The following is a 24697-nucleotide window of genomic DNA, read 5'->3' as shown; positions in this document are numbered from 1 at the left end:
ATTCAATCAACTCCTTTATATCTTTAGTTTTTTCTTCAACATTGGTACATATTGGCGTGAAATAATTGTCTTTTCACCATTATCTAGTATTACTTCAAATCTACCATTAAACGCTGGTACAATTGAGTCTATTTTTGTAAGATTTAATATTACAGACTTAGATATTCTAAGAAAGTCACTATTAAAAAAAATTTCCTCAATCTGATAAAGCTTCTTCTTAAACTCATAAACATCATTTTTACAATAAAGATAAGTGTGGTTATCTACAGATTCGAAGTAATAGACATCTAAAGGATTGATACGATAGAGTTGTTCATTTTTATATGCTATAAGAGACTCTCTTTGCATCTTGATGTTAAAAATCAATTTAAGTATTTCATCATCAATATTTCTGCATCTTATTATAATTTCATCCTCTTCTCCGTCTAAGGGAGTTTCAATTATTACCTTCACTCTAACACATCCTTTCTTTTGATTTCTATAAAAAGACTATAGTATATTTTCCTACTATTAATTTCTAGCTTTTTTTCTTGATACCATAAGTATAGTAACAAAATAAAATACTATTGCAGAAATAACTAGAAACATAATATGAATTGAATTTTCAGACAAACTTCCAATACCACCAAATGTTACTCCCATATGCTCATTAAATTCAGTTAATGCATTTGTTGAATCCACAAATGTTACTTTTGATGGAGACTCCGTAATAATTTGTCTAAGCAATACAGTCCCATGTGAAATTGGAAATAACTTTATAAGGGTTTGCACTGCTTGAGGTAAGCTTCCAATAGGTATATAAATTCCTGTCAAGAATCCAATAAGAGTACCTATAATCGTAGAAGCAGTTGAAAATGTATCTATGCTATTTAACAAATTTACAATAAAAAATATCATTGCACTAGATGATAAAACGGTTAATAAAATTACACCAATAACCTTTATAATAGAAAGCATAGGTAAAAATTGTCCCCCACTTGATACAATATATATCTCTGCAAGTATAAATGTAAATATACTCATAATTACACCAATTAAATATGAACTTAAAATATATCCTCCTACCAGCTCTCTTGTTTTAACAGGTGAACAATAAAAATCTTTGTTTCTTTTTAACTCCTTATCCAATACTGTAACTCCAAAAGAACCCATTGTTGTAGTTACAGAAACAACAGAAATAATTCCTGCCATTGCCCAACTATTCATTAATATGTCTATATCTTTAATATTTGGATAACCTTCCTTTAAATTTTCTCCTAAAAAAATAACATAGATGCCGATTACAATTATTGCACCTAAAAAAGATGAAAATACTCCTCTTTTATTTCTTAAAAAAATCATTATATTTCTTTGTGCTATATTAAACATTTTTTTCACCTCTATTTCTAACTATATTCAAAAATACATCATCTAAATTATTTGCTTTGTATTTATATTTTAGTTCATGAGGTGAACCTTTTGCTGTTATAACACCATAGTCAAGCATTACAATATAATCAGCTTTTGAAGCCTCCTCCATATAATGGGTTGTAAGAACTATAGAAAAACCATATTGTTTTTGTAATTTTAATATAGTATCCCATACACATTTTCTAGATTCTGGGTCAAGCCCTGTTGTAGGCTCATCTAGAAACAGTATTTTAGGAGTATTTAAAAGAGCTCTTGCTATATCAGCCCTACGCTTTTGACCTCCAGACAATTTACCATATGGTCTATCTATAAATTCCATAGCTCCTACAGATAAAGCAGCTTTATGTACAATTTGTCTTACTTTATCTTTATTCTTGATATAAAATTTTGCACGAATTGTAAGATTCTCTCTTACTGTCAAAAGTGAATCTAGTATACTTTCTTGAAATACTACTCCAATTTTTTCTTTAATTTTATTATCCTCTACACCTAATTTATGCCCATCTATAATCACTTCTCCGCTATCATAACTCAATAACGTACAAAGAATATCAATTGTTGTAGATTTTCCAGCACCATTAGCTCCCAGTAATGCAAACAAATTCCCTTCCTCTACATAAAAATCAATCCCTTTCACAGCTTTAAAAGTATCATAGCTTTTTTGCAAATTAATTACTTCTATTATCTTATTCATACATTTCATCTACCTTCCTTAATTGATGATTTCAGAATACAATAAGTAATTTGTCCACACAATACAACTGGAAGTATGTAGTATAAATGAATATGTGAGTTGTAAAAAAACTAAAGTAAAATACATACCTAAAAATAAGATATTGTAAAAAACCTTTCCTAATACATCTTAATTTGTATGTATTATTTTTCTAAGCATTCTTACTCCCTGTTCAATTTCATCAAAATTAAGATGAGCATATCCTAGGACAACTTCATGGTCATATTCTGCTTTATTCTCAATTGCATATTGCTGTATAGGATAAACCCTGATATTTGCTTTATAAATTTGATTGATTAGTTTTTCAGTAAAAATAACATTATAAAAATGAACAACTATGTGAAGCCCAGCTACTTGCCCCTTTATTTTAAATTCATTTGTAAATTCAATATTCAAAATATCAATAAGATATTTACGCTTTCTATTATATAGCTTCTTCATTTTAAATATATGTTTTTCCAAATCTCCATTTTTAATAAATTCAGCTAGAACATACTGAGATATAGATTCTGTATGAACATCAGAATACATTTTTAAGGATTTATAGTCATCTATTATATCATCTGGTAACAACATAAATCCCATACGAATGGCTGGAGATAGTATTTTACTAAACGAACCTATATAAATTACTTTATTTGGATTAAGTTCATAGAGGGAACTAATTGGTTGACCTTCATATCTAAATTCACTGTCATAATCGTCTTCAACTATATAGCAATTATTCTCTACTGCATATTTAATAAGTTCTAGTCTTCTTTGAATTGGTAAAATACCACCTAATGGATATTGATGTGAAGGTGTTGTATATATAAAAGAAACATCCTTTATAGATTTTATTAGGTTAGTATTTATACCTTTATCATCCACTTGAATCCCAACAACTGAATATCCCACAGTAGAAATTACCTTTAACAATCCTTTGTGGATAGGATCCTCCACAATAACTTTTTGATTATTTTTATATAAAACTTGTGATATTAAAGATAGCCCTTGTGTTGAACCAGAAACAATCATAATATTTCGTGGACTACATCTAATTCCTCTAATACGAAATAAATATTGTGATATTTCTTCTCTTAATTTCCACACCCCTGCAGTACTATTATATCTAAAATCTAAGTGTGACAAATCATGTAGTATTTGTTTATATAACTTTGATAATTCTTTGCGTGGAAATAGCTTTAATTCTGGAATTCCAGAACAGAAATCTATATAATTATTTTGTTTATACTCATGTAAACTATCTCTAATTTCAGAAGTATAGTCTAACTTAAAGTCAATTTGATGGTCTAATATTACTTTGGCTATAGTTGTGCCATAGCCATGCCTTGTTTCCAAATATCCCTCTGCAATTAATTGATTATATGCATCTAACACTGTATTTCGTGATACAGAAAGTTCTTTTGCCAAAGTTCTAGATGAAGGTAGTTTTTGTTCAAAATTTAAGCTCCCGCTTAAAATCATGTCTTTTATCTCACAATAAATTTGTCTTGACAATGATATGCCACTATTTCTATTAATTGTAATCCACATTTTAATACCTCCAAAAGTGGTTCTATAAAATTACTATAAAAATGGAACTACAAAATCCATTTTTTACTTGCTAAGATTATACCATAAAACAAAAAATTAAAAGGAGTCTAAATTATGTTAGAAATATCAAGTAACACAAAGGAAATTTATCCCAATATTAAATTTGGAGTTATGATTGTAAATATGACATATTCAACACCTAATGAAGAAAATTTTTTACTTCTTAAAAACTCTGAAATTGAAAATATTATTGCACAAAATCCTGAATACAATCGCAAAGAAAAAATTAAAACAGAGCCTCTTTCCAACTACATAAAGTATTATAAAAAATTTAAAAAAACTTATCCTGTATTACTTCAATTAGAATCCCTTTTACTAAAATCAAAAGGTATTCCAAATGTAAATCTGCCTATTCAAGCAATGTTTTTAGCAGAATTAAAAAATCTTCTTCTAACAGCAGGACATGACCTTGATAAGATAGAATTGCCTTTAAAAATAGATTTAGCAAATGAAAATGAACATTTTTATGGTATAGGAGAAAGAAAGCAAACTCTAACAAAAGACGATTTATTTTTATCAGATAACCTTGGTATACTATCTAGTATTCTTAATGGACCAGATAATCGTACACAAATTACAAAAAAAACTAAAAATATTCTATACTTTGTATATGGTCCTGATGGAATTTATAAAAAACAAATTTATAACCACCTAAGTGATATAAAGGATTATATTTTAAGTGGTTTTCCAGACTCGAAAATTGATTTAATTGATGTATTTTAATTAATATCGATGTATTTTAGTTAATATAATGAAAATTTAAGCTTAGCAGATATTCAAAGTATTAGTGGGTATTCTAAGTAATTAAAATAGTGAAGTATACATCATTGTTCAACTAGATATATACTTCACTAAAATTAATTTTATATAAGTATAAACTTTTTATAAAACTTTATTTTAAAAAATAACTCATTATATATCTCATATAGATAGTTTACTTTTATATCTAAAGAGTTTCATAAGAAACAATTTCATTTAAAGGAAGACGAGTTTTATCATGTCTATTTGGACTTTCTGGTGTTCCAACTTCGTATCCTATTAGTAATATATTTACTGGCTCAAGATTATCTGACAAATTAAATTCTTCTCTAATTACATCTGGATTGAAATAGCATACCCATACACTCGCTAATCCAAGTTCAGTTGCTTGTAACATCATGTGATCAGTAACTATACTTGTATCAATATCTGTAAGTTGTTTACCATCAAAAGGTCTTGTCCAAACTTTATCCTTATCCCCACATACGATAATTGCTAATGGTGCATCATATATATTCGCAGCCTTAGAAACTTTATTAAGACCTTCTTTTTCTTGTATTACAATTAATCTTTGAGGCTGACGATTACCCCCTGTTGGAGCTACTCTAGCAACTTCTAAAATTTTCTCAAGCTTTTCTTTTTCAACCTTTTTATCCTGATAATTACGACAAGAATATCTTTTTTTTGCGATTTCAACAAAATTCATTTATTTCCCCCCCTATCATTTTATTAGGCTAAGTTGATGATTTATTTAACCTATGCTATAATCTTATCACTATAATTATATATTACAATAATGTACTTTTTTGTAACATAGTACCAAAAAGGGTACTTCAAAATATATTGAGAGGTCTAAAAAAATGAAAAAATGTTCAAGTAATTACAGTTGTCCTATAGAAGCAACCCTTGCATTGATTGGTGGTAAATACAAGACACTTATTCTTTGGCATCTTAAAGATACCACATTAAGGTTTAATGAACTTAAAAAATTAATACCTAAAGCAACTGCTAAAATGCTAACTCAACAATTACGTGAATTAGAAACAGATGGCTTAATTGTAAGAGTTGTTTATCCTGTTGTACCTCCAAAAGTTGAATATTCATTATCTGATTTTGGAAAAAGCATTATTCCTATTTTAGATGTTATGTGTGATTGGGGTTCTGATTACTTAAATAATCTTTAATTTATTATAATTTAAATCCCATAGCTAATTTTACAACTTCCATATGTTCCTTAGATGTCAACATTTCTAAAAGCTTAAAAGCTACATGTGGTGCGGTTTCTGGACAATATGAAGTTATAATGTTTCTATCTACAACAATTGGCTCATTGACTACATTTACATCAAATTTACTTAACTGTTTTTGTCTTTGACCATCTTTTAAATGATATGTAGTAGCTTTACGATTTTTTAAAACACCACTTTTACCAACAGGTAAAGCTGCTACACAAATAGTAGCAATTATCTTCCCTTTTGCATCAAACTCTCTTATTAAGTCTAAAAAAGATATATCATATGCTTCGTCATAAAATCCAAACTCTTCAAATCCTCCAGGAATAGCTAATGCATCATAATCATCTACACATATTTCATCTATTGTTTTGTCAACTAATACTGGAACATTAAATGTGCTTACAACTTGCTTTTTAAATCCACCAGTTACTACATTTATATCGTAATCATAATCATTTCTAGCCCATCCCATAACATCTACAAATACACTAAATTCCATAGTTTCAAAACCTTTTGCTAAAAAAACTAAAACTTTCATATTGTATTTTCCTCCTAAAAATATGTAAGAAAGTAGGTATTAATATAATCAATATTTTAGTATATGCTTATCTAAAAAATATCTTTGATTGTATTAATTTCCTCTTTAATTGTTGATAAAACAATGGTTGTATTAGCTTTCTGGATTCCTCTAATTTTTTTCAAAGTTATTGATATAAATTCTTCAAGTTCATTTGTATCCTCTGCTAATACTTTTATTAAATAATCATATTCTCCTGAAATGTGATGACATTCTAATACAGTGTCATACTCCAACATAGTCTTCTTAAACTCTTCTATACTTTTAGATAAATCTGTATTGATAAATACGAAAGCTAAAAGTTTATACTTTGTTTTTTCTCGATTGATTTGAATAGTATACTTTTGAATTATATTTGACTGTTCAATTTTCTTTATACGCTCTGAAACTGCTGGTATTGATAGATTAACTTGTCTACTTATTTCAGAAGTTGAGGCTCTACTGTTCTTTTTTAGAGAATTAATTATTTTTAAATCTATCTCGTCTATGTCTATTCACCTCCTTAATTATTTAATATGATTTTATCTAATAATTTAAAATAAGTAAATAATTTAAATTATTTCAATAAAATTTAATGAAATATAGTATTTATCATTAAATTTTTAAACTAATTAAATACAACATACATGACACACTTAAAATATTTAAACTAAATTAAAATTAGTATTTTTATTGTATATCAACTAAATTTTTCTAAGTGTAAAGCTAATACTCTTCGAATTATTATTTTATAGTAACAAACTTTTTTATTTTATAAAAAAAGTAATGATTATAATTTATATATTTATAAAATTACAATCATTACTTAGTATTAATAATATATGTATTTCTCTATATACATATATTATATGTATCCTTTTACATACCTTTAAATTTATCTACTTCTTTAAGAAATGTATCTTTTGGCATAGGCTTTGCATACAAATAACCTTGTGCATAGTAACAATCAATACTCATTAAAAATTCTGCTTGTTCTATCCTCTCAACACCCTCACAAATCACCTCTAATCCCAAGTCATTTGCCATCTCAACTACTTTACTAATAATCTTACCTACCTTACCTTTTCCTTCAGAATTATCTAAGAGAGATTTATCTATTTTAAGAATATCTACAGAAACTTGATTAAGAAGATGTAATGAAGAATATCCAGAACCAAAATCGTCAACAGAAATTAAAAAACCAAGTTCCTTAATCTCATTTATCATATCATTTGATATACTATCATTTTCAAATAGACTTTCAGTTATCTCAAGTTCAATGATGCTTTTAGGTATATCATATTTAGCAAGCAAACTTTGTAATCTATTTATATAATCTTTTTTCTGAAAATGTACTCTTGATTGATTTACAGAGATTGAAATGGGTTTAAATCCAGAACTTATCCAAAATCTTGTCAATTTACATACTTCTTCTAACACAAAAAAATCAACATCTATAATTCCACCACTCTTTTCAAGTATAGGTATAAATTCTCCTGGATTCATAAATCCAAGTTCTTTATGATTCCACCTAACAAGTGCTTCTGCACCAATAATGTTATTTGTTCTCATATCAAACTTAGGTTGATAATAAATCTGAAATTCATTATGTTCTAATGCATAATCTATCCTATCAACAATCTCTTTTTCTTTGTTAAGACTTTCTCTAAGAGATTCATCAAAATATATAATAGATGAATTACTTCTTTTTGCTTTTCTTCTAGCAATTTCAGCATAATCAATAGCCTTTGTAATAACAATGTCTTGCTCTTTGATAATATATACTCCAAAGTTTGCCTTTACTTTAATGCCAATCCCCTTAACTTCAAAGTATGAAATACTTTTACTTATATCAATAAGAGTTAATTCCAAATCTTCTTTTAAATCATAGGGTAGGAGTAAAAGGAAATGGTCTGCTTTTACATGAGCTATTAATGCCCTGTCTCCAATAACTCTATTCAAAACTGATGCAACTTCTTTTATAATCATATCTCCAGAATCTCTACCATAATTTTCATTTATGATAGCAAACTTAGATATATCAAAAGCAATTACTGTATAAAATTTTTCTCTATGCTTTTCTAGAATTCGTGGTGCTTGATCTTCAAATCCATTGTAATTCCAAACTCCATTCTCTACATCTTTAAATGCCAAATCAAAAATATGATTGGAATGTCTTTTGTTGATTGCAATAACATAAGAAAGTACTGCTATTATAACTAAAAAGAAACAAAAAGAAATTAAAACTGTTTGAACTGGATGCTGATGAATATACTGTGATAAACTAATTTTATAGTCTTGAAAAATTGTATGCTTTGCAATAATTTCTGAATACTCATCTTTATTAAGTGCATTTATTCTCTTATCCAAAATGGAATATAATGTTGGATTTATATTTTTTCCAACACCTAAAGATATATTAGTTTTATAATCATTAACTAGAATTGCTTTTAAATTATTATAATCTTTTTGTATATAGTCTTCAGCAGAATATGTATTTACAAATGCTGCATCTGCATCTCCACTTTTTACTGCATTTATAGCTTTTTCTTCAGATTTATATCTTTGAATATTGCTACCTTTATAGTGTTCTTTGATATACTCATCATTGAATGTATCGCTCTCAGCAACAGCTATATTATCAATTTTGGTATTTTTATAATTTTTAGTTATAATGCTATAGTTCAATGTCATATAAGGAGATGTAATCTTAATTCCATTCTGCTCTGACCACCCATAATCTGAATTAAAAAAACATATAACATCTGCCTTTCCCTCTTTTACCATATCAATCGATTCTTTATATGAATTAGCTTTTACATAATCTATACTTAATCCAAGCTCTTTTACAATTAAATCAAATATATCTGGTACAATACCTTTAAGTCTACCTGTATCTAAATATGATAATGGATATGAGTTTGGCATACTTACTACACGTATATGATTATTTCTTTTTAAGTAATTGCTTTCTTCCCTGGAAAGAATAAATGTATCTTTATTACTAGACTGATAGTACTTACTATATAAATTAAACTTATATGCTGGATTGTCCATCTCAATATCTTCTAAAGCTTCATTTACATCTTGTAACAGTTCAGTGTTACCTTTTTTTACAATACAATAAAATGGGGATGGAGCAAATTGCGCAATTACGCTTTCATTTTTGACTTTTCTCAAACTACTAGTTAATATAGCATCTACTTTTCCATTTTTTAGTTCATTTTCCAATTCTTCCTGATTTTTAAAATATTTAAATGTGTAATTAAATCCTTTTTCATTTGCAAATTTCTTTAAATGTTCATTTCTACTATTTCCATAAAGTAGTCCAACCTTTATTCCATTAAAATTTTTATAATCATTTGGTGTATACTTTGAATTTCCACTTTTTACTGTAAGTCGTGCATAACTACTTCCCATAGGTACCTCTGAAAAATCAAATTTCTCAGCACGTTCTTTTGTATATTGTGCAGAAGTAAGTAAATCAATCTGTCCATTTTCTAACATAGTTTGACACTCTTCCCATGTACCAGATACATACTCATATGTCCAGCCAGTATACTTTGCAATCTCATGAAGATATTCATATCCATACCCATTTCTATTTCCATTTTTATCATAATCATGATATCCTTCAAAATCAAAAAAACCTACTTTTATAACACGTTTTTCTGTCTTTGCAAGTGATTGTATTGGAAAACACATAAATATCATACAATTAATTAAAAATACGATGAAAATCAGTCTCTTAATTGACACAAACTTTATCCCCCCTCATATAAAACCTTCCCTCAAATTATTTATAATCATTCTAATAATACATTACTTAGATTTATATCATACATAAACTTATCATTATACTTAATACTTAAAAAAATATATGTTTATCTAAGAATAAATAAACATATATTTTTAGTGATTACTCTAAAAGTATAACTTTATATAGTAATTATATATTTTTATTTATTATAATTATATAAATATCTTAGCATACCATTAAAAGTTCAACAATACTACACCTTTGATTTTATAAGTCGCAATATTTTATGAATATATTCTGCTAGGGAAAAATATGTAATTTATAGCAAGTAATAGAAAATATTAACTGTACTTAGTTTTTTTCAAGCTATTGACAAATATTTTTTTATAGCTTACAATTTTAGAGAAATTAAATATTTCGGTAGGTGAGGCTACCATAGGGATACGGGTTGCTGCCGCAAAATAGTGGAGACACTATGAGAAGGTCAACAGTTTATGTCGATTCCAAGGCATAATCTAACGCAATTTCATCGCCCTATGAAGTTAAAGCTTGAACGATGAATGAAACAGTTTGTACTGTTTTATAAATATACTTAGGTTTTTATACCTTGGTTATTTTTATATGGATTTAAATCCCTTGTCATTGTTCTTGCTTTGACAAGGGATTTTTTAATACCTATTTGTCTATTATAGGTTTATATATTTTGAATTTAGGAGGTGGAGAAAATGGACGTAGGAAGTAGTAGTAGCATAAGCCCTGTCGGGCGAAGTAGTCACTTATTTGAAGAATACATGTACTATTTTGTACGTCTTATTTCTTCTACCTGTTTTTAATAAATATAAAATAAGCGATGTGTTTTCGTCACAGGCTTATGTCTTTACTTCCTTTTTTCTGTACAAAACAGATAATTATTAAGGAGGATTTAGACATGATAAAAAAATTAAATAAAAAATTTATTACAAGAACTTCATCTAGTTCAACTTCAAAGGAACGTTTAATTGATTCAGCTACAATGAGCGCCTGTATTTTATTAAACGAATATGAAAATTCTTATAATGGCTATTGTGAAAAAATGGTTAATAAAATGCAAGATAAGTACGGCAAAAATGAAATCACTCAAAAAAAAGGTGATTCTTTTATAAAAAAACTTATAAAATCTTTTATAAATCCCTTTACTATTGTACTTCTTACTTTAGCTATAATTTCCTTTATTACAGATGTTATTTTAGCAAAACCTGATGATAAAAATGCAACTACAGTTATTATCGTCTTAACAATGGTAACTATAAGTGGCCTATTGCAATTTATTCAAGAATCTCGCTCTGGAAAAGCAGCTCAAGCTCTAAGTGAAATGGTAAATACTACTATATCAGTTATGCGTAATTCTAAAGAATTAGTGGAAATACCACTAAGAGAAGTTGTAGTTGGAGATATTATCCATCTTGCTGCTGGTGATATGGTTCCAGCTGATGTACGTATATTACAGTCTAAAGATTTATTTGTTAGTCAGTCTTCTATTACAGGAGAAAGTGAACCAATAGAAAAGTTTTATAATACTAAAAAAAGTACTTCAAATAATGTTCTTGATTTAGACAACCTTGCATTTATGGGTAGTAATGTAATCAGTGGCTCAGCTATAGCTATTGTCATTGCAGTAGGTGATTGTACTATATTTGGTTCTATTGCTCAACAAATAACAAATAAAAAAACTATAACAAGTTTTGAAAAGGGTGTTAATTCAGTTTCATGGTTACTTATAAGATTTATGTTTGTCATGGTTCCAATTGTTCTCTTTGTAAATGGCTTTACAAAAGGTGATTGGACAGAAGCATTTTTGTTTGCACTTTCAGTAGCAGTTGGACTTACACCAGAAATGTTACCAATGTTAGTATCTGCAAACCTTGCAAAAGGAGCAGTTGCTATGTCAAAGAAAAAGGTTATTGTTAAAAACTTAAGTTCTATCCAAAACTTTGGTGCTATGGATATACTTTGCACTGACAAAACAGGAACTTTGACTCAAGATAAAGTAATCTTAGAATATTCTCTTGATATTCATGGCAAGGAAGATAGACGAGTTCTTCGTCATGCATTTTTAAATAGTTACCATCAAACAGGTCTTAAGAACCTTATGGATATAGCTATTATCAACCATGCAAATGAAAATGGTATGCAAGAACTTTGGAAAAACTACACAAAAATTGATGAAATCCCATTCGATTTCAATAGAAGAAGAATGAGTGTAGTTGTTAAAAATAAACTAGGAAAAACTCAGCTTATTACAAAAGGTGCTATTGAAGAAATGCTATCAATTTGTACTCATGTTGAATATAAAGGTGATATTCAGTTAATCACTAATGAAATACGTAAGGAAATTCTTACAACTGTTTCTAAGTATAATGATGATGGGATGAGAGTTTTAGGCATTGCCCAAAAAAACAACCCTTCACCTATAGATTCTTTTTCAGTTTCTGACGAAAGTAACATGGTTTTAATAGGTTATCTTGCATTTTTAGACCCTCCAAAAAAAAGTACAGCTAATGCTATAAAAGCATTACTTGAAAATGGAGTTGATGTAAAAGTCCTAACTGGTGATAATGATGCAGTAACAAAATGTATTTGTAAACAAGTAGGCATTAAAGTTAAAAATATCCTACTTGGTTCAGATATAGAAGACATGAGTGATACTAAACTTGATGAAATGGTGAAATGTACAAGTATATTTGCAAAACTTTCTCCAGAGCAAAAATCTCGTATAGTCGCATCTCTTCGTAGAAATGGTCATACGGTTGGTTTTATGGGTGATGGTATAAATGATGCTGCTGCTATGAAAGAATCTGATGTTGGAATATCTGTTGATACAGCTGTTGATATTGCTAAGGAATGTGCAAATATTATACTGCTTGAAAAAGACCTTATTGTATTAGAAGAAGGTGTTATTGAAGGAAGAAAAACATATGCAAATATTATAAAGTATATAAAGGTGACAGCAAGTTCTAATTTTGGCAATATGTTTTCTGTATTAATAGCAAGTGCATTTCTACCATTTTTACCAATGTTACCAATTCAAATTTTAGTGCTAAACTTAATCTATGATATCTCATGTATAACTATTCCATGGGATAATGTAGATGATGATTATCTAAAAATCCCAAGAAAATGGGACTCATCATCTATAAGTAAATTTATGACTTGGATTGGTCCAACTAGTTCAATATTTGATATTACAACATATATATTAATGTATTTTTTCATATGTCCAAGAGTATTTGGCGGAAGTTTTCATAGCTTAGATACTACAAGTCAACTTGGTTTTATATCTCTATTTCATACAGGATGGTTTGTAGAATCTTTATGGTCTCAAACATTGGTTATTCATATGATAAGAACTCCACACATTCCATTTGTTAAAAGTAGAGCTTCATGGAGACTAACGCTCTTAACAACAATAGGAATTACAATTGGAACTATTATACCTTATACATCATTTGGAAATGCTATTGGTATGATTCCACTACCAAATATCTATTTTATAGGGTTAATTTTTACTATCTTATCTTATATGGTATTGGTAACTATGATAAAAAAAATCTTTATAAAAAAATATGGAGAATTGCTATAATTTAAATATTTATATAATATATAATATATAAATATTTTAAAATATATTCAAATAAAAGAAGCTATTTACTTTTTTAAAATCTTGTAAGTAGCTTCTATTTTATTTTAATTAATTTATATCCTTTATTTTTATAATATAACTTAAACTTATTGTATTATAAAAGTTCTTGTGTAAAAATATCTTTTATATTGACTATAATTAAGTATTATGATAACATGATTTAAGCTATAATTAGTGATATATGTATTAAATTAAATAAAAAAATCAAAAGTACAATAGTACAATTTAAATATAAATGAATTAGAATTAATATTGAGATTAGGATGTGAATAATTATGATTTATATAAAATTAGTTAAACTTGTTAGAAAACTTAACTCTACACAAATGTATATGATGAAGCGTTGTGTAGAGGTTAATCTGGAAGCTTAAAGCTTCTATCTTCATCGGCAAATATAGGTTTAGTGTAGTTTTTTAGCTATGCTTATTTAAATTTACCTATTTGCCGATAGATATATAGATTTTATGGCCATAGATAGCAATGCTTATCTATGGCCTTTTGTTTTTCCAAAAGCAGAGGTCGGCATTTTATAATGCTATTCCTCTGCTTTTTTATTTTCATAAAATTTTTATAGTAAAAAAGGAGTTTGAATTATGAGTTTATTAAAAGTAAATAATTTATCACAATGTTTTATGGATAAATCACTGTACGAAAAAGCTGACTTTGATTTATTTAAAGGCGAACATATAGGTGTGGTCGGCCAAAATGGTGTAGGTAAAAGCACCTTAATTAAAATTTTATTAGGAGAAGTTATCCCAGATACAGGAGAGATTAAGTGGCAACCTAATATCAAAATAGGTCATTTGGACCAATATGCAGATATTAATAGAGATACAACAATATCATTGTATTTACACACTGCATTTGAAGACCTCTATAAAATAGAGAAAGAAATGAATTTGCTATATCAAGAAAGTTCTATATCTGGAAATGAGCAACAACTTATTAAGGCATCAACTTATCAAGAGCAATTAATAGCAAATGATTTCTACTCTATAGACAATGAAATAAATAAGGTAGCAAATGGTCTTGGACTAGATTCAATAGGAATGAATCGTATTATTGGGGAACTTAGTGGAGGTCAAAGAGCAAAAGTAATTATGGCAAAATTACTACTTTCTAATTATGAAGTTTTATTATTAGATGAACCAACAAATTTTTTAGACAAAGAGCATGTTGAATGGCTTGCCAATTATCTAAATACATTTAGAGGTGCATTTATTGTAGTCTCCCATGATTTCGACTTTCTAGAAAAAATTTCCACAGGTATTCTCGATATAGAATTTGGAATGATTAAAAAGTATCATGGAAAATACTCAGAATTTCTTAAACAAAAATCACACTTAAGAGAGGATTATATTAGAAAATATCAAGCGCAACAAAAGAAAATAGAAAAAGAAGAAACATTTATACGTAAAAATAAGGCTGGTGTAAATTCAAAAATTGCAAGAGGAAGACAAAAACAATTGGATAGAATAGAAAAAATAGCTCCTCCTAACTTTACAGGAAAACCATGTATCCAATTTGCAGAAATTGAAATATCTGTGCAAAACGCACTCACAGTAACTAATCTTGAAGTTGGATACTATTATCCATTACTACCAAAATTAAATTTTTCTGTTAATGCAGGTCAAAAAGTAGTTATAACTGGATTTAATGGAATTGGTAAATCCACTTTGTTAAAAACATTGGTTAAAGATATCCCTTGTATTTCTGGAAGCTTCCTCTTTTCAGACCAGATAAAAATTGGTTATTATGAGCAGGATTTAAAATGGGAAAATCCTATTAAAACACCACTTCAAATAATGGCAGATATATATCCAAAATTAAGCACAAAGGAAATCAGACGCTCTTTAGCCAAGTGTGGTGTAAAAGAAGAACATGTTTCAAGAAGTGTTTCCACACTAAGTGGTGGTGAACAGTCTAAGGTTAAATTATGTTGTGTGATGTTGTCACCTTGTAATTTCTTGATTTTAGATGAACCAACTAACCACTTTGATGCAGAAACAAAAGATGCTTTACAAAATGCTTTGAAACAATTTAGGGGAAGTATTATTTTAGTTTCTCACGAAGAAAAGTTTTATAAAGGTTGGATTGACAAGGTATTTAATTTGAAATCGTAAATATTTTACTAAAGTATAAGCATATTAATAGGCACTCATAAATGAGTGCCTAAAAAACAATCACTAAAATTCATCCTAATCAACTCTATTCACAAGCTTATATCCAAGCCCTTTGACTGTTATAAGTATTTTAGGATTTGAAGGATTATCTTCAATCTTTTCTCTTAGATGTCTTATATGTACCATAATTGTATTGTCGCATATACTACTATATACACCCCATACCTGTTCATAAAGACTTTCTTTTCCTATAATTTTATTTAAATTTTGAGCCATATAACTTAAAAGTTGATATTCTCTACCTGTTAACTCAATTTCATTTTCATCTTTATACACACGGCATCCTTCTGTATCAACTGTAATATTACCTAACCTAATTATTGAATTTTCTGATGATACAACACTTTGATATTGTTGTCTACGCAACTGAGCTTTGACTCTAAAAACAACTTCTCTTGGACTAAATGGCTTTGTTATATAATCATCTCCTCCACTACTAAGACCAAGTATTTTGTCAATATCATCATCTTTTGATGAAAGAAAGAGAATTGAACAATATGAAAACTCTCTAATTTTTTTGCACACTTCTATGCCATCTACATCAGGTAACATTATGTCGAGAATAACAACATCTGGACATTCTATCTTACACAAAGAAATCGCATCTAAGCCATTATAAGCTTTAACAATATTTTTAAAGCCATCCTTTATCAATACTTCCTCAATTAAATTTATTATATCTTTTTCATCATCAACAAGTAATATTTTCTTATCAAAGTATGTTTCCATAGTAAAATCACTCCTAATAAAGAGTTATTGTCTTTTATCTACTAACCCTCTAACTCTATGCGTTCTGCTTAAAGTATATTCAAATAATTAAACAAAATCAAGTACATATCAATTATAAATTAAATTATAGCTAATTGTAATCTTTCTCATATTAATTCAAACAATTAAATAAAATTTGAACAGAATTATCAAGAATATTCCATCCTTTTAGAAATATTAATAAGATTATGTTGTTGCTATAATAACCTTATGAATTATATGTGTTATGCTAGCAAATTACATTTAGCATTTTCAACATATTGTTTACATATAGTCCATACTTTCTCTATTGTCTCTTTGTTATTGACATAAGGTGGATAAACATCTGTGCTTGTAATGCTTTTTATAAATGATATTGAGTCATTAGCCATTTCAACAATCTTTCCTTGGTGATTTATTAGTTTTCCAGTCATACCTGTATAAACATTAGAGGTGCAAATCGAAAAGTAAGCCTCTCCAATAATTTCTGATTTTGGTATAATAATGTTTTGTAAAAATGCAAGTACTTTCCAATACGAATTAAATTTCTTAATTGTTTCTTTACTCATTTTTGTTGCTGGAACCATAATTGCATTTACACTTATATTATAAGGCTTGTATTCTTGTTTCATCATACTTGTAACCATAAGTAAAGCTATTTTAGAATCTCCATAAATTTTATAAGAATTATATTCTTTATCTTCTACAGTTTCACCACTTAAAACTCCAAAATTAATTTTTCTTCTTTCATCAAAAAAATGCTTTATATTTGTACTACATACATTTAGAATTTTAGGATTTTTTGATTTAGCAAGCATATCCAATAATAAATTGGTCATAAGAACTGGCCCAAATAGATTGGTAGCAAATGTTAATTCTATACCATCAATACTTCGTTGAAAATTTTTTTCTCCATGTTTAAAATGTCCAGCATTATGGATTAAGATATCCAATACATTGTATTTTTTTTTATAGGTCTCACAAAAACTATAAATTGATTGTCTCGATGAAATATCTAGTTGAAGCAAATCCACATTAATATTTTTAGTTTTAGCTATAATTTCGTGACACACGGGTTCACTAATCTGAATATTACGACATGCCATTATAATCCTATAACCCTCTGATGCAAACTTAAATGCTGCTGCCTTTCCTATCCCTGAATTAGCTCCAGTTATTATTACAGTTCCTTTCATGTTAGCTACCCCCTTTTCCTTGATTCTGACTATTGTTTGGCCACTCATTAATTAATTTCTTCTTTAAATTTTCAAACCATGCTATTTCAAAATTTGTCCTGTCAATTCCAAACTTTAAGGTCAATAACTCAAAATCAATTATATCTTGAATATCTCTTTGTATGTTGGAATGTTCAGTATCTTGTAAAAAGTGATTAAACTGTTCTTGGTTTTCTTCTAGATAGGTAATATACTGTAATTTTGCAACATTGATGTCTTGTATTTTGATATTCTCCAACTGCTCTCTTTCCTTTTTGAGGTCAACAATATAAGATTGAATTAGTGACAATCTTTTTTGCGTTGGAACAAATCCCATAAAAAATAATTTACTTAATTCCATATCCTTCACTTTACCTGCAACCATAGACGTCTCTACCCATTCTAAAAAACATGCTTTTCCTGCATCCGTTAATGAATAAAATTTCTTATTGACACTATTTTCAACAAACTCTTCATACACTATCATCTTCTTTTCAAGCAACTTTTTTATTGCCGCTTGAATACTTCCCATACTGTTGCTACACATCGAAGTGAAATTCATTTCTATGACACTTCTCAGTTCATAAATTGTCAGCTTCTTAAGCATAAGTAATCCTAAAATAATTTTGTCCATTTTATTTACTCTCCTTTTATATTACTAATAGTAACATTTCTAATAGATAAAATCAATCACTAAAAAAGTCAAAGTAACACCTTTAAAATCGCAGTAATAATCTTTTAAGAACTCTAGAAAATTAATTTTATATAGATTTTATAGCTTTAATAAGAAAACAGTAATAGTCTTAATGATAACACCTAGAATATTTTAAGATAAATAATTAAAGATTTGTATCATACTTCCACATGTGTAAGCTTTAATATTTTATATTATAAGAACAATATTCTGTTTATAATTGACTTTATCTAAATCGTATTATAAAATATAAACAGAACAATATTCTGTTTATTTGAATAAGATGCTAATTTTATGGCAAGAAAATCTGCTTTAGAAGGAGGAAAAAGAGAAGAAATACTAGATTCTGCTATTCAATTATTTTTAAAGTATGGGTATGAAATCATCTCTGTTAGCATGATATTAAATAAGGTTAATGGAGAAGTTGGAATGTTTTATCATTATTTTAGCTCTAAGCAAGAGCTATTTTACAAATCATTAGAGCATTTCACTATTTTACAAATTAGTTAATAATAAGGTCCAATAAAAATAAACAGCATACAGTTATTTCTGAATTTTTAGGTAGAACGTTAAAAGTTCCACCTCTTATATTTACAAAGTGAATATATAATAAAAACATTTTAAGGAGGTTTGATTATGAAAATTTTATTTATAAATTTACCTTTTTCTGGACACGTATACCCTACCCTTGGGTTAGTGGAAAAATTAGTGAATAGAGGTAATTCTGTAACATACTTACTAACTGAAGAATGGAAAGATAAAGTCTTAGAAGTGGGAGCTGATTTCCTTTATTATGAAGATAACGAAAAACTTTCTATTCAAATAAAAAATGTCTATCAAGCCTCTATAAAGGTAGCACATGAATTCGATTTAATTATTTATGAGCATTTTTTCTTTCTAGGAAAACATATAGCAGAGAGATTCAATAAACCTGTTATTAGGATTATTACTGCACCAGCTACTAATAAAGTTTTGATGAAAGAATTTATTAATTCGGGTGGCGTGTTAAGTGTATTTCGTTTTGAATGGGTATGTCGTAGATGGACTAAAAAAGTGTCAAAGGGAATTAAATTAAAGACTGATTCTTGGTTAAAAGAGATTACTGAAAATCCTCCAGAACTTAATCTTGTATATACTGTAAAAAAATTCCAACCATATGCAGAAGATTTTTCAGAAAATAAATTTAAGTTTCTGGGTACCTCTATTTATCAACGTAATAAAAAAAATGAATTTATATTGCCAAAATCAAAAAATAATTTGGTCTATATTTCTCTAGGTACAATTGTAAATAAAGCAATGTCATTTTACAAAAAATGTATCAATGCTTTTAAAGATGAAAATGTAACTGTCATTATATCTGTTGGTAATTCAATAAATATATCAGATTTAGGTAAGATACCAAATAATTTTTATATTTTCCCTTTTGTACCACAGCTTGAAATATTAGAAAAAGCAAGTGTTTTTATAACTCATGGTGGCTTAAATAGTGTTATGGAGTCTCTTTATTTTGGCGTTCCTATGGTGGTTATTCCGTTTATAAGTGACCAACCAACTAACGCACAGCAAATTGAACGCTTAAACTTAGGAAAAAAGATTTCTCACAAACACATTACAAGTGACATTCTTAAAAATTCTACCTTAGCTGTTCTTAATGATTCGACTATAGCTCAAAGTATATTGCTTATGCAAAAAGAAATTAGAAATGCAGGTGGTAATGAATTTGGTGCTGATTTGATTATTCAGTATATGGATAACAAAATGGTAAAAGAACATTAAAATCGTACTGTTGTTAGGAACAAACTTGTCAGTTAAGGAATGAATCCAAAGGAAAGAATACAATAAAAGCCCATAAATAAATGAAAAATCGTTACTTATGGGCTAAATGATGTACAGTCGAAAAAGATATATATTAATTATATTTATTATTGTATTTATATATAGTTATACTTATTCTTATATCTATATATAAAACTAACTGTTAAAAATAAGGTTAAAAACTCAGCAATTGGCACTGCTAACCATATTCCATCTATATTCAAGATATTTGGTAATGTCAATAAACCTATAGTTATAAAACCAAATGTACGTAAAAAAGATAATATTGCAGATATCTTTCCATTAGATAATGCTGTAAACATAGATGATGTAAACCTATACTGGTAATTAGTATTCCAATTATAGCTACAGATAATATAATCAAAGTAAAAATTTTCTTTGCTCCATCCATATCCATTCCCCATCTTGCAAGCTACAATAGCACTTCCTCCAGTAGCAAGCCTGGTTCCAAGTCCAACAATAATATTAATAATAGGACAGACAAGATTAATTGCAGATAAAGCATTTGTATCTACAAATCTAGATACAAATATAGTATCTACAATCGTATATAATCCCATAAAAATTATATATAATTATTTAAATAGAGTTTTAATATATCTTGCTATTATAATATCATATATGATAAGTATAATACCTTAATCTTTAATCTAATTATTTTTCATCTTTTAATCAATACTTACATAAATTTTAGTTTCTATTGTCTAGTATCATATGAAACAGGTTTATGAAATAAGTACTTCTATAATACTACTAATATCTATTTTTAACTCTTTAGATAATATATGTATTATTACTTCTTCAGTGGCTGAGATACTTGCTACAACACAAACTATACTTGCAAGTAAATTTGTATTCATAATATTATAAACTAAAGGTAAACAGAATAACATAAAACCAGATAATTTATTTCCATATGTATGTAATATAGCAAATGTGTTGTATTTACGAATCACTATAATTATTGATGTAATTCGAACAAGGACAATTATTAATATCCATAATACTATATATTTTGAAATATTTATCACTGGAAGCATAATAATAAACATTGATATTACTAAACATATATCAGCCATACTATCAAGCCTTGAGCCAAGCTTACTTTCTATATTCATTTTTCTAGCTATATATCCATCAAGAAAATCACTTACTCCACACATAATATAGACTGTAAAAAATAAAGAAGAAAACATATCTATTTTGAGCAAAGCTATTGATAAAATGATTCTAAGTATAGTAATAATATTTGCTATATTTTTCATTCCTTGTCACCTCTAAACTGAAAATTTATTAACTACTTGCACTTTTATAATGTTTCAGTCCTAATTTCCAAAACCTCCACATAAATACTGTAAATACAAATACAATACTAATTGAGTAGATTAATCCTTTTATTGTTAATGTCCCAGACAAAATTTGAGTTGGGATTGTTGACATAATTCCATATGGTAAAATCAAATAAAATAGTAGCTTAAAAATACCTTCATAAATTATACCTGGAATTTTCATATTCATTGGTAGTAAATTATCTTCCAATCTCATTATAGCAGAGGATGATATAACAAAAAATGGAATTGTCCGAAATATAATACACACATCATAAAAAAGCAATGTCATCAATAACACCATACATGTATATGCCAGTACCATAGCAAAAGTTATTTCTGAATTTAATCCAGATACTCCATATACAACTATAAGTATACTTGCCAAAATTAAAGGTGATGAACCGATATTAACATTCTCAAATGTCAATCTAAACAATGGGTCTATTGGCTTTGTAATATAATAATCTAATTCTCCTTCTTGAATTTTGCGTGGAATATCATAAATTCCAAAACAGAAAATGGTCATATTTATAGCATTTATTAATGAAAAAGTTCCTATAAATATTATCATCTCTCCACGCTGCCAACCTCCTATTGAATCTACATGAGAGTAAATGCCATTAAACATTAACAATTGTAATATAAATAATGAACTATCTACAAAAAATGCTCCAAAAAAATCAAATCTAAACACCATCATTTTCGATAATTTCATTTTTAGTAACATAAATATTATTTTAAATTTTTTTTCATTATATCCCCACTCCATCAAATAGTGTTCTCATCTTCTTATAGACAATTTTATTTACTATAAAGAAGAATAAAACCCATAATGCTATAATAATCAGTCCTTGTACTGCATCATTACTATTTCTACCTATTAATAACATAGATGGTAAATAGGTTGTGTAATAAAATGGAAACAATTTCATAACATTTACTACAACTTCTGGCAAAAGAACAAGCGGTATCATTGTTCCTGTAACAAATTCAGTTATATTATCGATTATCATTCTAAAAAAACCAATCTCTAGAAATTTAAATGATAAAATTCCAATAAAGAAATGAAGCTGCATCATAAAAATAAGCCCTAAGAAAATCATCAAAATTGAAATTAAAATTTGTATTGGATTTGATGTAAAAGCAAAATCTATTTTAAATATAAAAATCCATACAAAAGCAGAAATCATATTAAATACTAAGTAAAAAAAGGTCATTCCAAAATTTTTAGCAAAAAAATAATTTTGTGCACCAATCGGAATAATCATGTATTTTGAAAATGTACCCAACTTTACACGATTGCATATCTCCTCACTTGTACTTCTTGACATATCAATACCTGATAAAAATGAACTTATTATATAATAAGACAACATTGAATTAAATGTAAAGCCAGAAACTATGTCATTTTCACCAAAAATTGCCTTCCACAAAATATAAGCAAATAAAATTTTTATAATAGTAAACATCATGTTAACTACTACATCAAACCTCCAAATAAGTTGTACTTTGAAATTAATTTTAGCTATTTCATAGTACTTTCTTATATTTTGTTTAAATCTATAAAACAATGATTGTCTTGAATATGCTTCATTATAGTTGTTCATAATACTCTTCACATCCTTCTTTGTATATTCGTTCTACAACATTCCCTATATCTTCTTCTTCAATTGTTACATCCTCAACATCATACTTATCAAAAATCCATTTAACAGTTTCATTACCTTTTTCTTTTGGTACAATTACTGATGTTTTATGTTTTGTTTGCTCAATAATCTTATAGTCTTTTGGAAATAAAATTTTAGTTTCATCAGTGAAGCTAACTGTTATTTTCTTATATTTTTGAAAATGATTAAATAATTCATCTGTAGAGCCATCATATATTTTATGACTATTTTCTATGACAATACTTCGACTACAAAGGCTCTTTATATCCTCCATATAATGAGAGGTAAGCATTATTGTAGTACCTTTTTTCTTATTTACTTCTTTCAGAAAATACCTAATTTGTTTTTGTGCCACTGCATCTAGACCTATTGTTGGTTCATCTAAAAATAAAATTTTAGGATTATGAAGAAGTGCTACAATAAGCTCCATTTTCATTCTTTCTCCTAAAGAAAGTGTTCTAACTTGAACATTTATATAATCAGATACTTCAAACAACTCTATAAAATAATCCAAATTCTTTTTATACTCTTCATCAGATATATCATATAACTCTTTAAATAAAAGAAATGTATCTGCTGGCGTCAATTCAAAAAATAGCTGACTTTTTTGCCCCATAACAACAGCATATTGTTTTTTAAAGTTATTTTCTAACTTATTTGGATAATAACCCATGACAGAGATTTTTCCAGAAGATGGAGCAATAATTCCAGTCATCATCTTGACAAGAGTTGTTTTTCCAGCTCCATTTTTACCTATTAATCCAACAAATTCTCCTTCCTCTATTTTTAAATTAAGGGATGATATAGCTGTTTTTTCTGTATATTTTCTATTAAATAAAGATTTTATACTTCCCATAAATCCTGGTTCTTTCTCAAACCTCCTATAAGATTTAGTCAGTTCATTAAGTTCAATAATACTCATTTTTATTGCCTCCATATCTTGTATTTTCTACAAAAAAAGTCCACAGGTATTCATATCTGCCTTTTTATGTGGTATTATTTACCTACACAAAAACAGAAAACTCCTGTGGACTAGAAAATTTAATCTTTTCTATTTCAACATAATTATATTTAAAATAACACTATGGAAAATTAATAAAGGTGTAGCAGATTAAAGCCCACTACACCACAATTTAACAAAGTAATATATAATAATATTATTATTTGTTGTCATATGTTAGTTATCTATAAAGGCAGAACAAGACACAACAATTAAATGTATCAAAAATACACTTAAAAATTCTGATTAAACAGAATACCTATGCGTCTCCAACTATTTACTTGTTGGTTACCATTA

General features: G+C 27.6%; 22 protein-coding genes and 1 riboswitch. Of the genes, 6 read left to right on the top strand and 16 right to left on the bottom strand.

From position 1 onward, the window contains the following. Positions 1 to 15 precede the first annotated feature (15 nt). From IR151_RS14560 to IR151_RS14545, 4 genes are all read right to left on the bottom strand, one after another. Positions 16 to 453 (bottom strand): LytTR family DNA-binding domain-containing protein, encoded by a 438-nt coding sequence (locus IR151_RS14560; RefSeq protein ID WP_227435684.1) that lies wholly within the window; start codon positions 451 to 453, stop codon positions 16 to 18. A gap of 57 nt (positions 454 to 510) precedes the next feature. Beyond that, complete coding sequence (locus IR151_RS14555) at positions 511 to 1368, bottom strand: ABC transporter permease (RefSeq protein WP_227435682.1); 858 nt, start codon at positions 1366 to 1368, stop codon at positions 511 to 513. Continuing rightward, on the bottom strand, positions 1361 to 2104 hold the full coding sequence (locus IR151_RS14550) for an ABC transporter ATP-binding protein (RefSeq protein WP_227435679.1): 744 nt from the start codon (positions 2102 to 2104) through the stop codon (positions 1361 to 1363). Before IR151_RS14550 ends, IR151_RS14555 begins: the two co-directional genes overlap by 8 nt. Before the next feature lie 168 nt (positions 2105 to 2272). After that, positions 2273 to 3679 carry a PLP-dependent aminotransferase family protein gene (locus IR151_RS14545; RefSeq protein WP_227435676.1) on the bottom strand — a complete coding sequence of 469 codons (1407 nt, stop codon included), beginning with the start codon at positions 3677 to 3679 and terminating at the stop codon, positions 2273 to 2275. A 114-nt stretch (positions 3680 to 3793) separates the two neighbouring features. Between IR151_RS14545 and IR151_RS14540 the strand changes: the two genes are divergently transcribed. Then, on the top strand, positions 3794 to 4462 hold the full coding sequence (locus IR151_RS14540) for a phenylalanine--tRNA ligase beta subunit-related protein (protein WP_227435673.1): 669 nt from the start codon (positions 3794 to 3796) through the stop codon (positions 4460 to 4462). A gap of 223 nt (positions 4463 to 4685) precedes the next feature. Here the strand turns inward: IR151_RS14540 and IR151_RS14535 are convergent, their stop codons facing one another. Next, on the bottom strand, positions 4686 to 5204 hold the full coding sequence (locus tag IR151_RS14535; protein ID WP_227435671.1) for a nitroreductase family protein: 519 nt from the start codon (positions 5202 to 5204) through the stop codon (positions 4686 to 4688). A 154-nt stretch (positions 5205 to 5358) separates the two neighbouring features. Between IR151_RS14535 and IR151_RS14530 the strand changes: the two genes are divergently transcribed. Next, a complete protein-coding gene (locus IR151_RS14530; RefSeq protein ID WP_227435669.1) occupies positions 5359 to 5682 on the top strand; it encodes a winged helix-turn-helix transcriptional regulator in 324 nt (107 codons plus the stop codon). Between the two features lie 4 nt (positions 5683 to 5686). Here the strand turns inward: IR151_RS14530 and IR151_RS14525 are convergent, their stop codons facing one another. The 3 genes from IR151_RS14525 to IR151_RS14515 all read right to left on the bottom strand — a co-directional run bounded on the left by IR151_RS14525 (position 5687) and on the right by IR151_RS14515 (position 10048). After that, the gene (locus IR151_RS14525) at positions 5687 to 6271 is read right to left on the bottom strand and encodes a DJ-1/PfpI family protein (RefSeq protein ID WP_227435668.1); all 585 of its coding nucleotides are present in this window, start codon (positions 6269 to 6271) and stop codon (positions 5687 to 5689) included. Positions 6272 to 6342: 71 nt separating this feature from the next. Next, a complete protein-coding gene (locus IR151_RS14520; RefSeq protein ID WP_413927173.1) occupies positions 6343 to 6789 on the bottom strand; it encodes an Lrp/AsnC family transcriptional regulator in 447 nt (148 codons plus the stop codon). 379 nt (positions 6790 to 7168) lie between these two features. Continuing rightward, on the bottom strand, positions 7169 to 10048 hold the full coding sequence (locus IR151_RS14515) for an EAL domain-containing protein (protein ID WP_227435666.1): 2880 nt from the start codon (positions 10046 to 10048) through the stop codon (positions 7169 to 7171). A gap of 410 nt (positions 10049 to 10458) precedes the next feature. Then, positions 10459 to 10617: riboswitch (M-box (ykoK) riboswitch) on the top strand. Between the two features lie 360 nt (positions 10618 to 10977). Here IR151_RS14515 and mgtA point away from each other — a divergent pair. Both mgtA and IR151_RS14505 read left to right on the top strand, forming a co-directional pair. Then, positions 10978 to 13668, top strand: a complete 2691-nt coding sequence (gene mgtA, locus IR151_RS14510) for a magnesium-translocating P-type ATPase (protein ID WP_227435664.1) — start codon at positions 10978 to 10980, stop codon at positions 13666 to 13668. Between the two features lie 653 nt (positions 13669 to 14321). Then, positions 14322 to 15851: an ABC-F family ATP-binding cassette domain-containing protein gene (locus IR151_RS14505; protein WP_227435661.1), complete on the top strand. Its 1530-nt coding sequence runs from the start codon at positions 14322 to 14324 to the stop codon at positions 15849 to 15851. A gap of 75 nt (positions 15852 to 15926) precedes the next feature. Here the strand turns inward: IR151_RS14505 and IR151_RS14500 are convergent, their stop codons facing one another. The 3 genes from IR151_RS14500 to IR151_RS14490 form a co-directional block, all read right to left on the bottom strand. Then, complete coding sequence (locus IR151_RS14500; protein ID WP_227435659.1) at positions 15927 to 16640, bottom strand: response regulator transcription factor; 714 nt, start codon at positions 16638 to 16640, stop codon at positions 15927 to 15929. Between the two features lie 263 nt (positions 16641 to 16903). Beyond that, positions 16904 to 17854: an SDR family NAD(P)-dependent oxidoreductase gene (locus tag IR151_RS14495; RefSeq protein ID WP_227435656.1), complete on the bottom strand. Its 951-nt coding sequence runs from the start codon at positions 17852 to 17854 to the stop codon at positions 16904 to 16906. Between the two features lies 1 nt (position 17855). Beyond that, a complete protein-coding gene (locus IR151_RS14490; RefSeq protein WP_227435647.1) occupies positions 17856 to 18506 on the bottom strand; it encodes a PadR family transcriptional regulator in 651 nt (216 codons plus the stop codon). Between the two features lie 354 nt (positions 18507 to 18860). On the opposite strand from IR151_RS14490, the gene IR151_RS14485 reads away from it, so the two are divergent. Together IR151_RS14485 and IR151_RS14480 are read left to right on the top strand one after the other, a co-directional pair. Further along, the gene (locus IR151_RS14485) at positions 18861 to 19076 is read left to right on the top strand and encodes a TetR/AcrR family transcriptional regulator (RefSeq protein WP_227435644.1); all 216 of its coding nucleotides are present in this window, start codon (positions 18861 to 18863) and stop codon (positions 19074 to 19076) included. 126 nt (positions 19077 to 19202) lie between these two features. Further along, complete coding sequence (locus IR151_RS14480; protein WP_227435642.1) at positions 19203 to 20342, top strand: macrolide family glycosyltransferase; 1140 nt, start codon at positions 19203 to 19205, stop codon at positions 20340 to 20342. Between the two features lie 155 nt (positions 20343 to 20497). Here the strand turns inward: IR151_RS14480 and IR151_RS14475 are convergent, their stop codons facing one another. From IR151_RS14475 to IR151_RS14455, 5 genes are all read right to left on the bottom strand, one after another. After that, on the bottom strand, positions 20498 to 20962 hold the full coding sequence (locus IR151_RS14475; protein WP_227435640.1) for a hypothetical protein: 465 nt from the start codon (positions 20960 to 20962) through the stop codon (positions 20498 to 20500). 165 nt (positions 20963 to 21127) lie between these two features. After that, positions 21128 to 21667: a CDP-alcohol phosphatidyltransferase family protein gene (locus IR151_RS14470; protein ID WP_227435638.1), complete on the bottom strand. Its 540-nt coding sequence runs from the start codon at positions 21665 to 21667 to the stop codon at positions 21128 to 21130. Between the two features lie 28 nt (positions 21668 to 21695). Beyond that, on the bottom strand, positions 21696 to 22502 hold the full coding sequence (locus tag IR151_RS14465) for an ABC-2 family transporter protein (protein ID WP_227435635.1): 807 nt from the start codon (positions 22500 to 22502) through the stop codon (positions 21696 to 21698). Further along, entirely contained in the window at positions 22486 to 23340 is an 855-nt protein-coding gene (locus IR151_RS14460) for an ABC transporter permease (RefSeq protein ID WP_227435633.1), read from the bottom strand. Before IR151_RS14460 ends, IR151_RS14465 begins: the two co-directional genes overlap by 17 nt. After that, a complete protein-coding gene (locus IR151_RS14455; protein WP_227435631.1) occupies positions 23327 to 24322 on the bottom strand; it encodes an ATP-binding cassette domain-containing protein in 996 nt (331 codons plus the stop codon). The genes IR151_RS14460 and IR151_RS14455 overlap by 14 nt, the downstream gene beginning before the upstream one ends. Between the last annotated feature and the right edge of the window lie 375 nt (positions 24323 to 24697).

Origin of the sequence: Clostridioides sp. ES-S-0006-03, assembly GCF_020662275.1 — a bacterium.
In the GTDB taxonomy this organism is placed as follows: domain Bacteria; phylum Bacillota; class Clostridia; order Peptostreptococcales; family Peptostreptococcaceae; genus Clostridioides.
Note: the sequence above shows the minus strand (reverse complement) of the source record. Positions and strands in the feature narration are given on the sequence as shown.

Bases quoted from the DNA above. Each gene is read 5' to 3' on its own strand.
- IR151_RS14540 (WP_227435673.1), top strand. From the start codon at position 3,794: ATGTTAGAAATATCAAGTAACACAAAGGAAATTTATCCCAATATTAAA.
- IR151_RS14555 (WP_227435682.1), bottom strand. From the start codon at position 1,368: ATGTTTAATATAGCACAAAGAAATATAATGATTTTTTTAAGAAATAAA.
- IR151_RS14470 (WP_227435638.1), bottom strand. From the start codon at position 21,667: ATGAAAAATATAGCAAATATTATTACTATACTTAGAATCATTTTATCA.
- IR151_RS14500 (WP_227435659.1), bottom strand. From the start codon at position 16,640: ATGGAAACATACTTTGATAAGAAAATATTACTTGTTGATGATGAAAAA.
- IR151_RS14505 (WP_227435661.1), top strand. From the start codon at position 14,322: ATGAGTTTATTAAAAGTAAATAATTTATCACAATGTTTTATGGATAAA.
- IR151_RS14475 (WP_227435640.1), bottom strand. From the start codon at position 20,962: ATGGGATTATATACGATTGTAGATACTATATTTGTATCTAGATTTGTA.
- IR151_RS14550 (WP_227435679.1), bottom strand. From the start codon at position 2,104: ATGAATAAGATAATAGAAGTAATTAATTTGCAAAAAAGCTATGATACT.
- IR151_RS14545 (WP_227435676.1), bottom strand. From the start codon at position 3,679: ATGTGGATTACAATTAATAGAAATAGTGGCATATCATTGTCAAGACAA.
- IR151_RS14485 (WP_227435644.1), top strand. From the start codon at position 18,861: ATGGCAAGAAAATCTGCTTTAGAAGGAGGAAAAAGAGAAGAAATACTA.
- IR151_RS14490 (WP_227435647.1), bottom strand. From the start codon at position 18,506: ATGGACAAAATTATTTTAGGATTACTTATGCTTAAGAAGCTGACAATT.
- IR151_RS14495 (WP_227435656.1), bottom strand. From the start codon at position 17,854: ATGAAAGGAACTGTAATAATAACTGGAGCTAATTCAGGGATAGGAAAG.
- IR151_RS14535 (WP_227435671.1), bottom strand. From the start codon at position 5,204: ATGAATTTTGTTGAAATCGCAAAAAAAAGATATTCTTGTCGTAATTAT.
- IR151_RS14480 (WP_227435642.1), top strand. From the start codon at position 19,203: ATGAAAATTTTATTTATAAATTTACCTTTTTCTGGACACGTATACCCT.
- IR151_RS14455 (WP_227435631.1), bottom strand. From the start codon at position 24,322: ATGAGTATTATTGAACTTAATGAACTGACTAAATCTTATAGGAGGTTT.
- IR151_RS14530 (WP_227435669.1), top strand. From the start codon at position 5,359: ATGAAAAAATGTTCAAGTAATTACAGTTGTCCTATAGAAGCAACCCTT.
- IR151_RS14525 (WP_227435668.1), bottom strand. From the start codon at position 6,271: ATGAAAGTTTTAGTTTTTTTAGCAAAAGGTTTTGAAACTATGGAATTT.
- IR151_RS14465 (WP_227435635.1), bottom strand. From the start codon at position 22,502: ATGGAGTGGGGATATAATGAAAAAAAATTTAAAATAATATTTATGTTA.
- mgtA (WP_227435664.1), top strand. From the start codon at position 10,978: ATGATAAAAAAATTAAATAAAAAATTTATTACAAGAACTTCATCTAGT.
- IR151_RS14460 (WP_227435633.1), bottom strand. From the start codon at position 23,340: ATGAACAACTATAATGAAGCATATTCAAGACAATCATTGTTTTATAGA.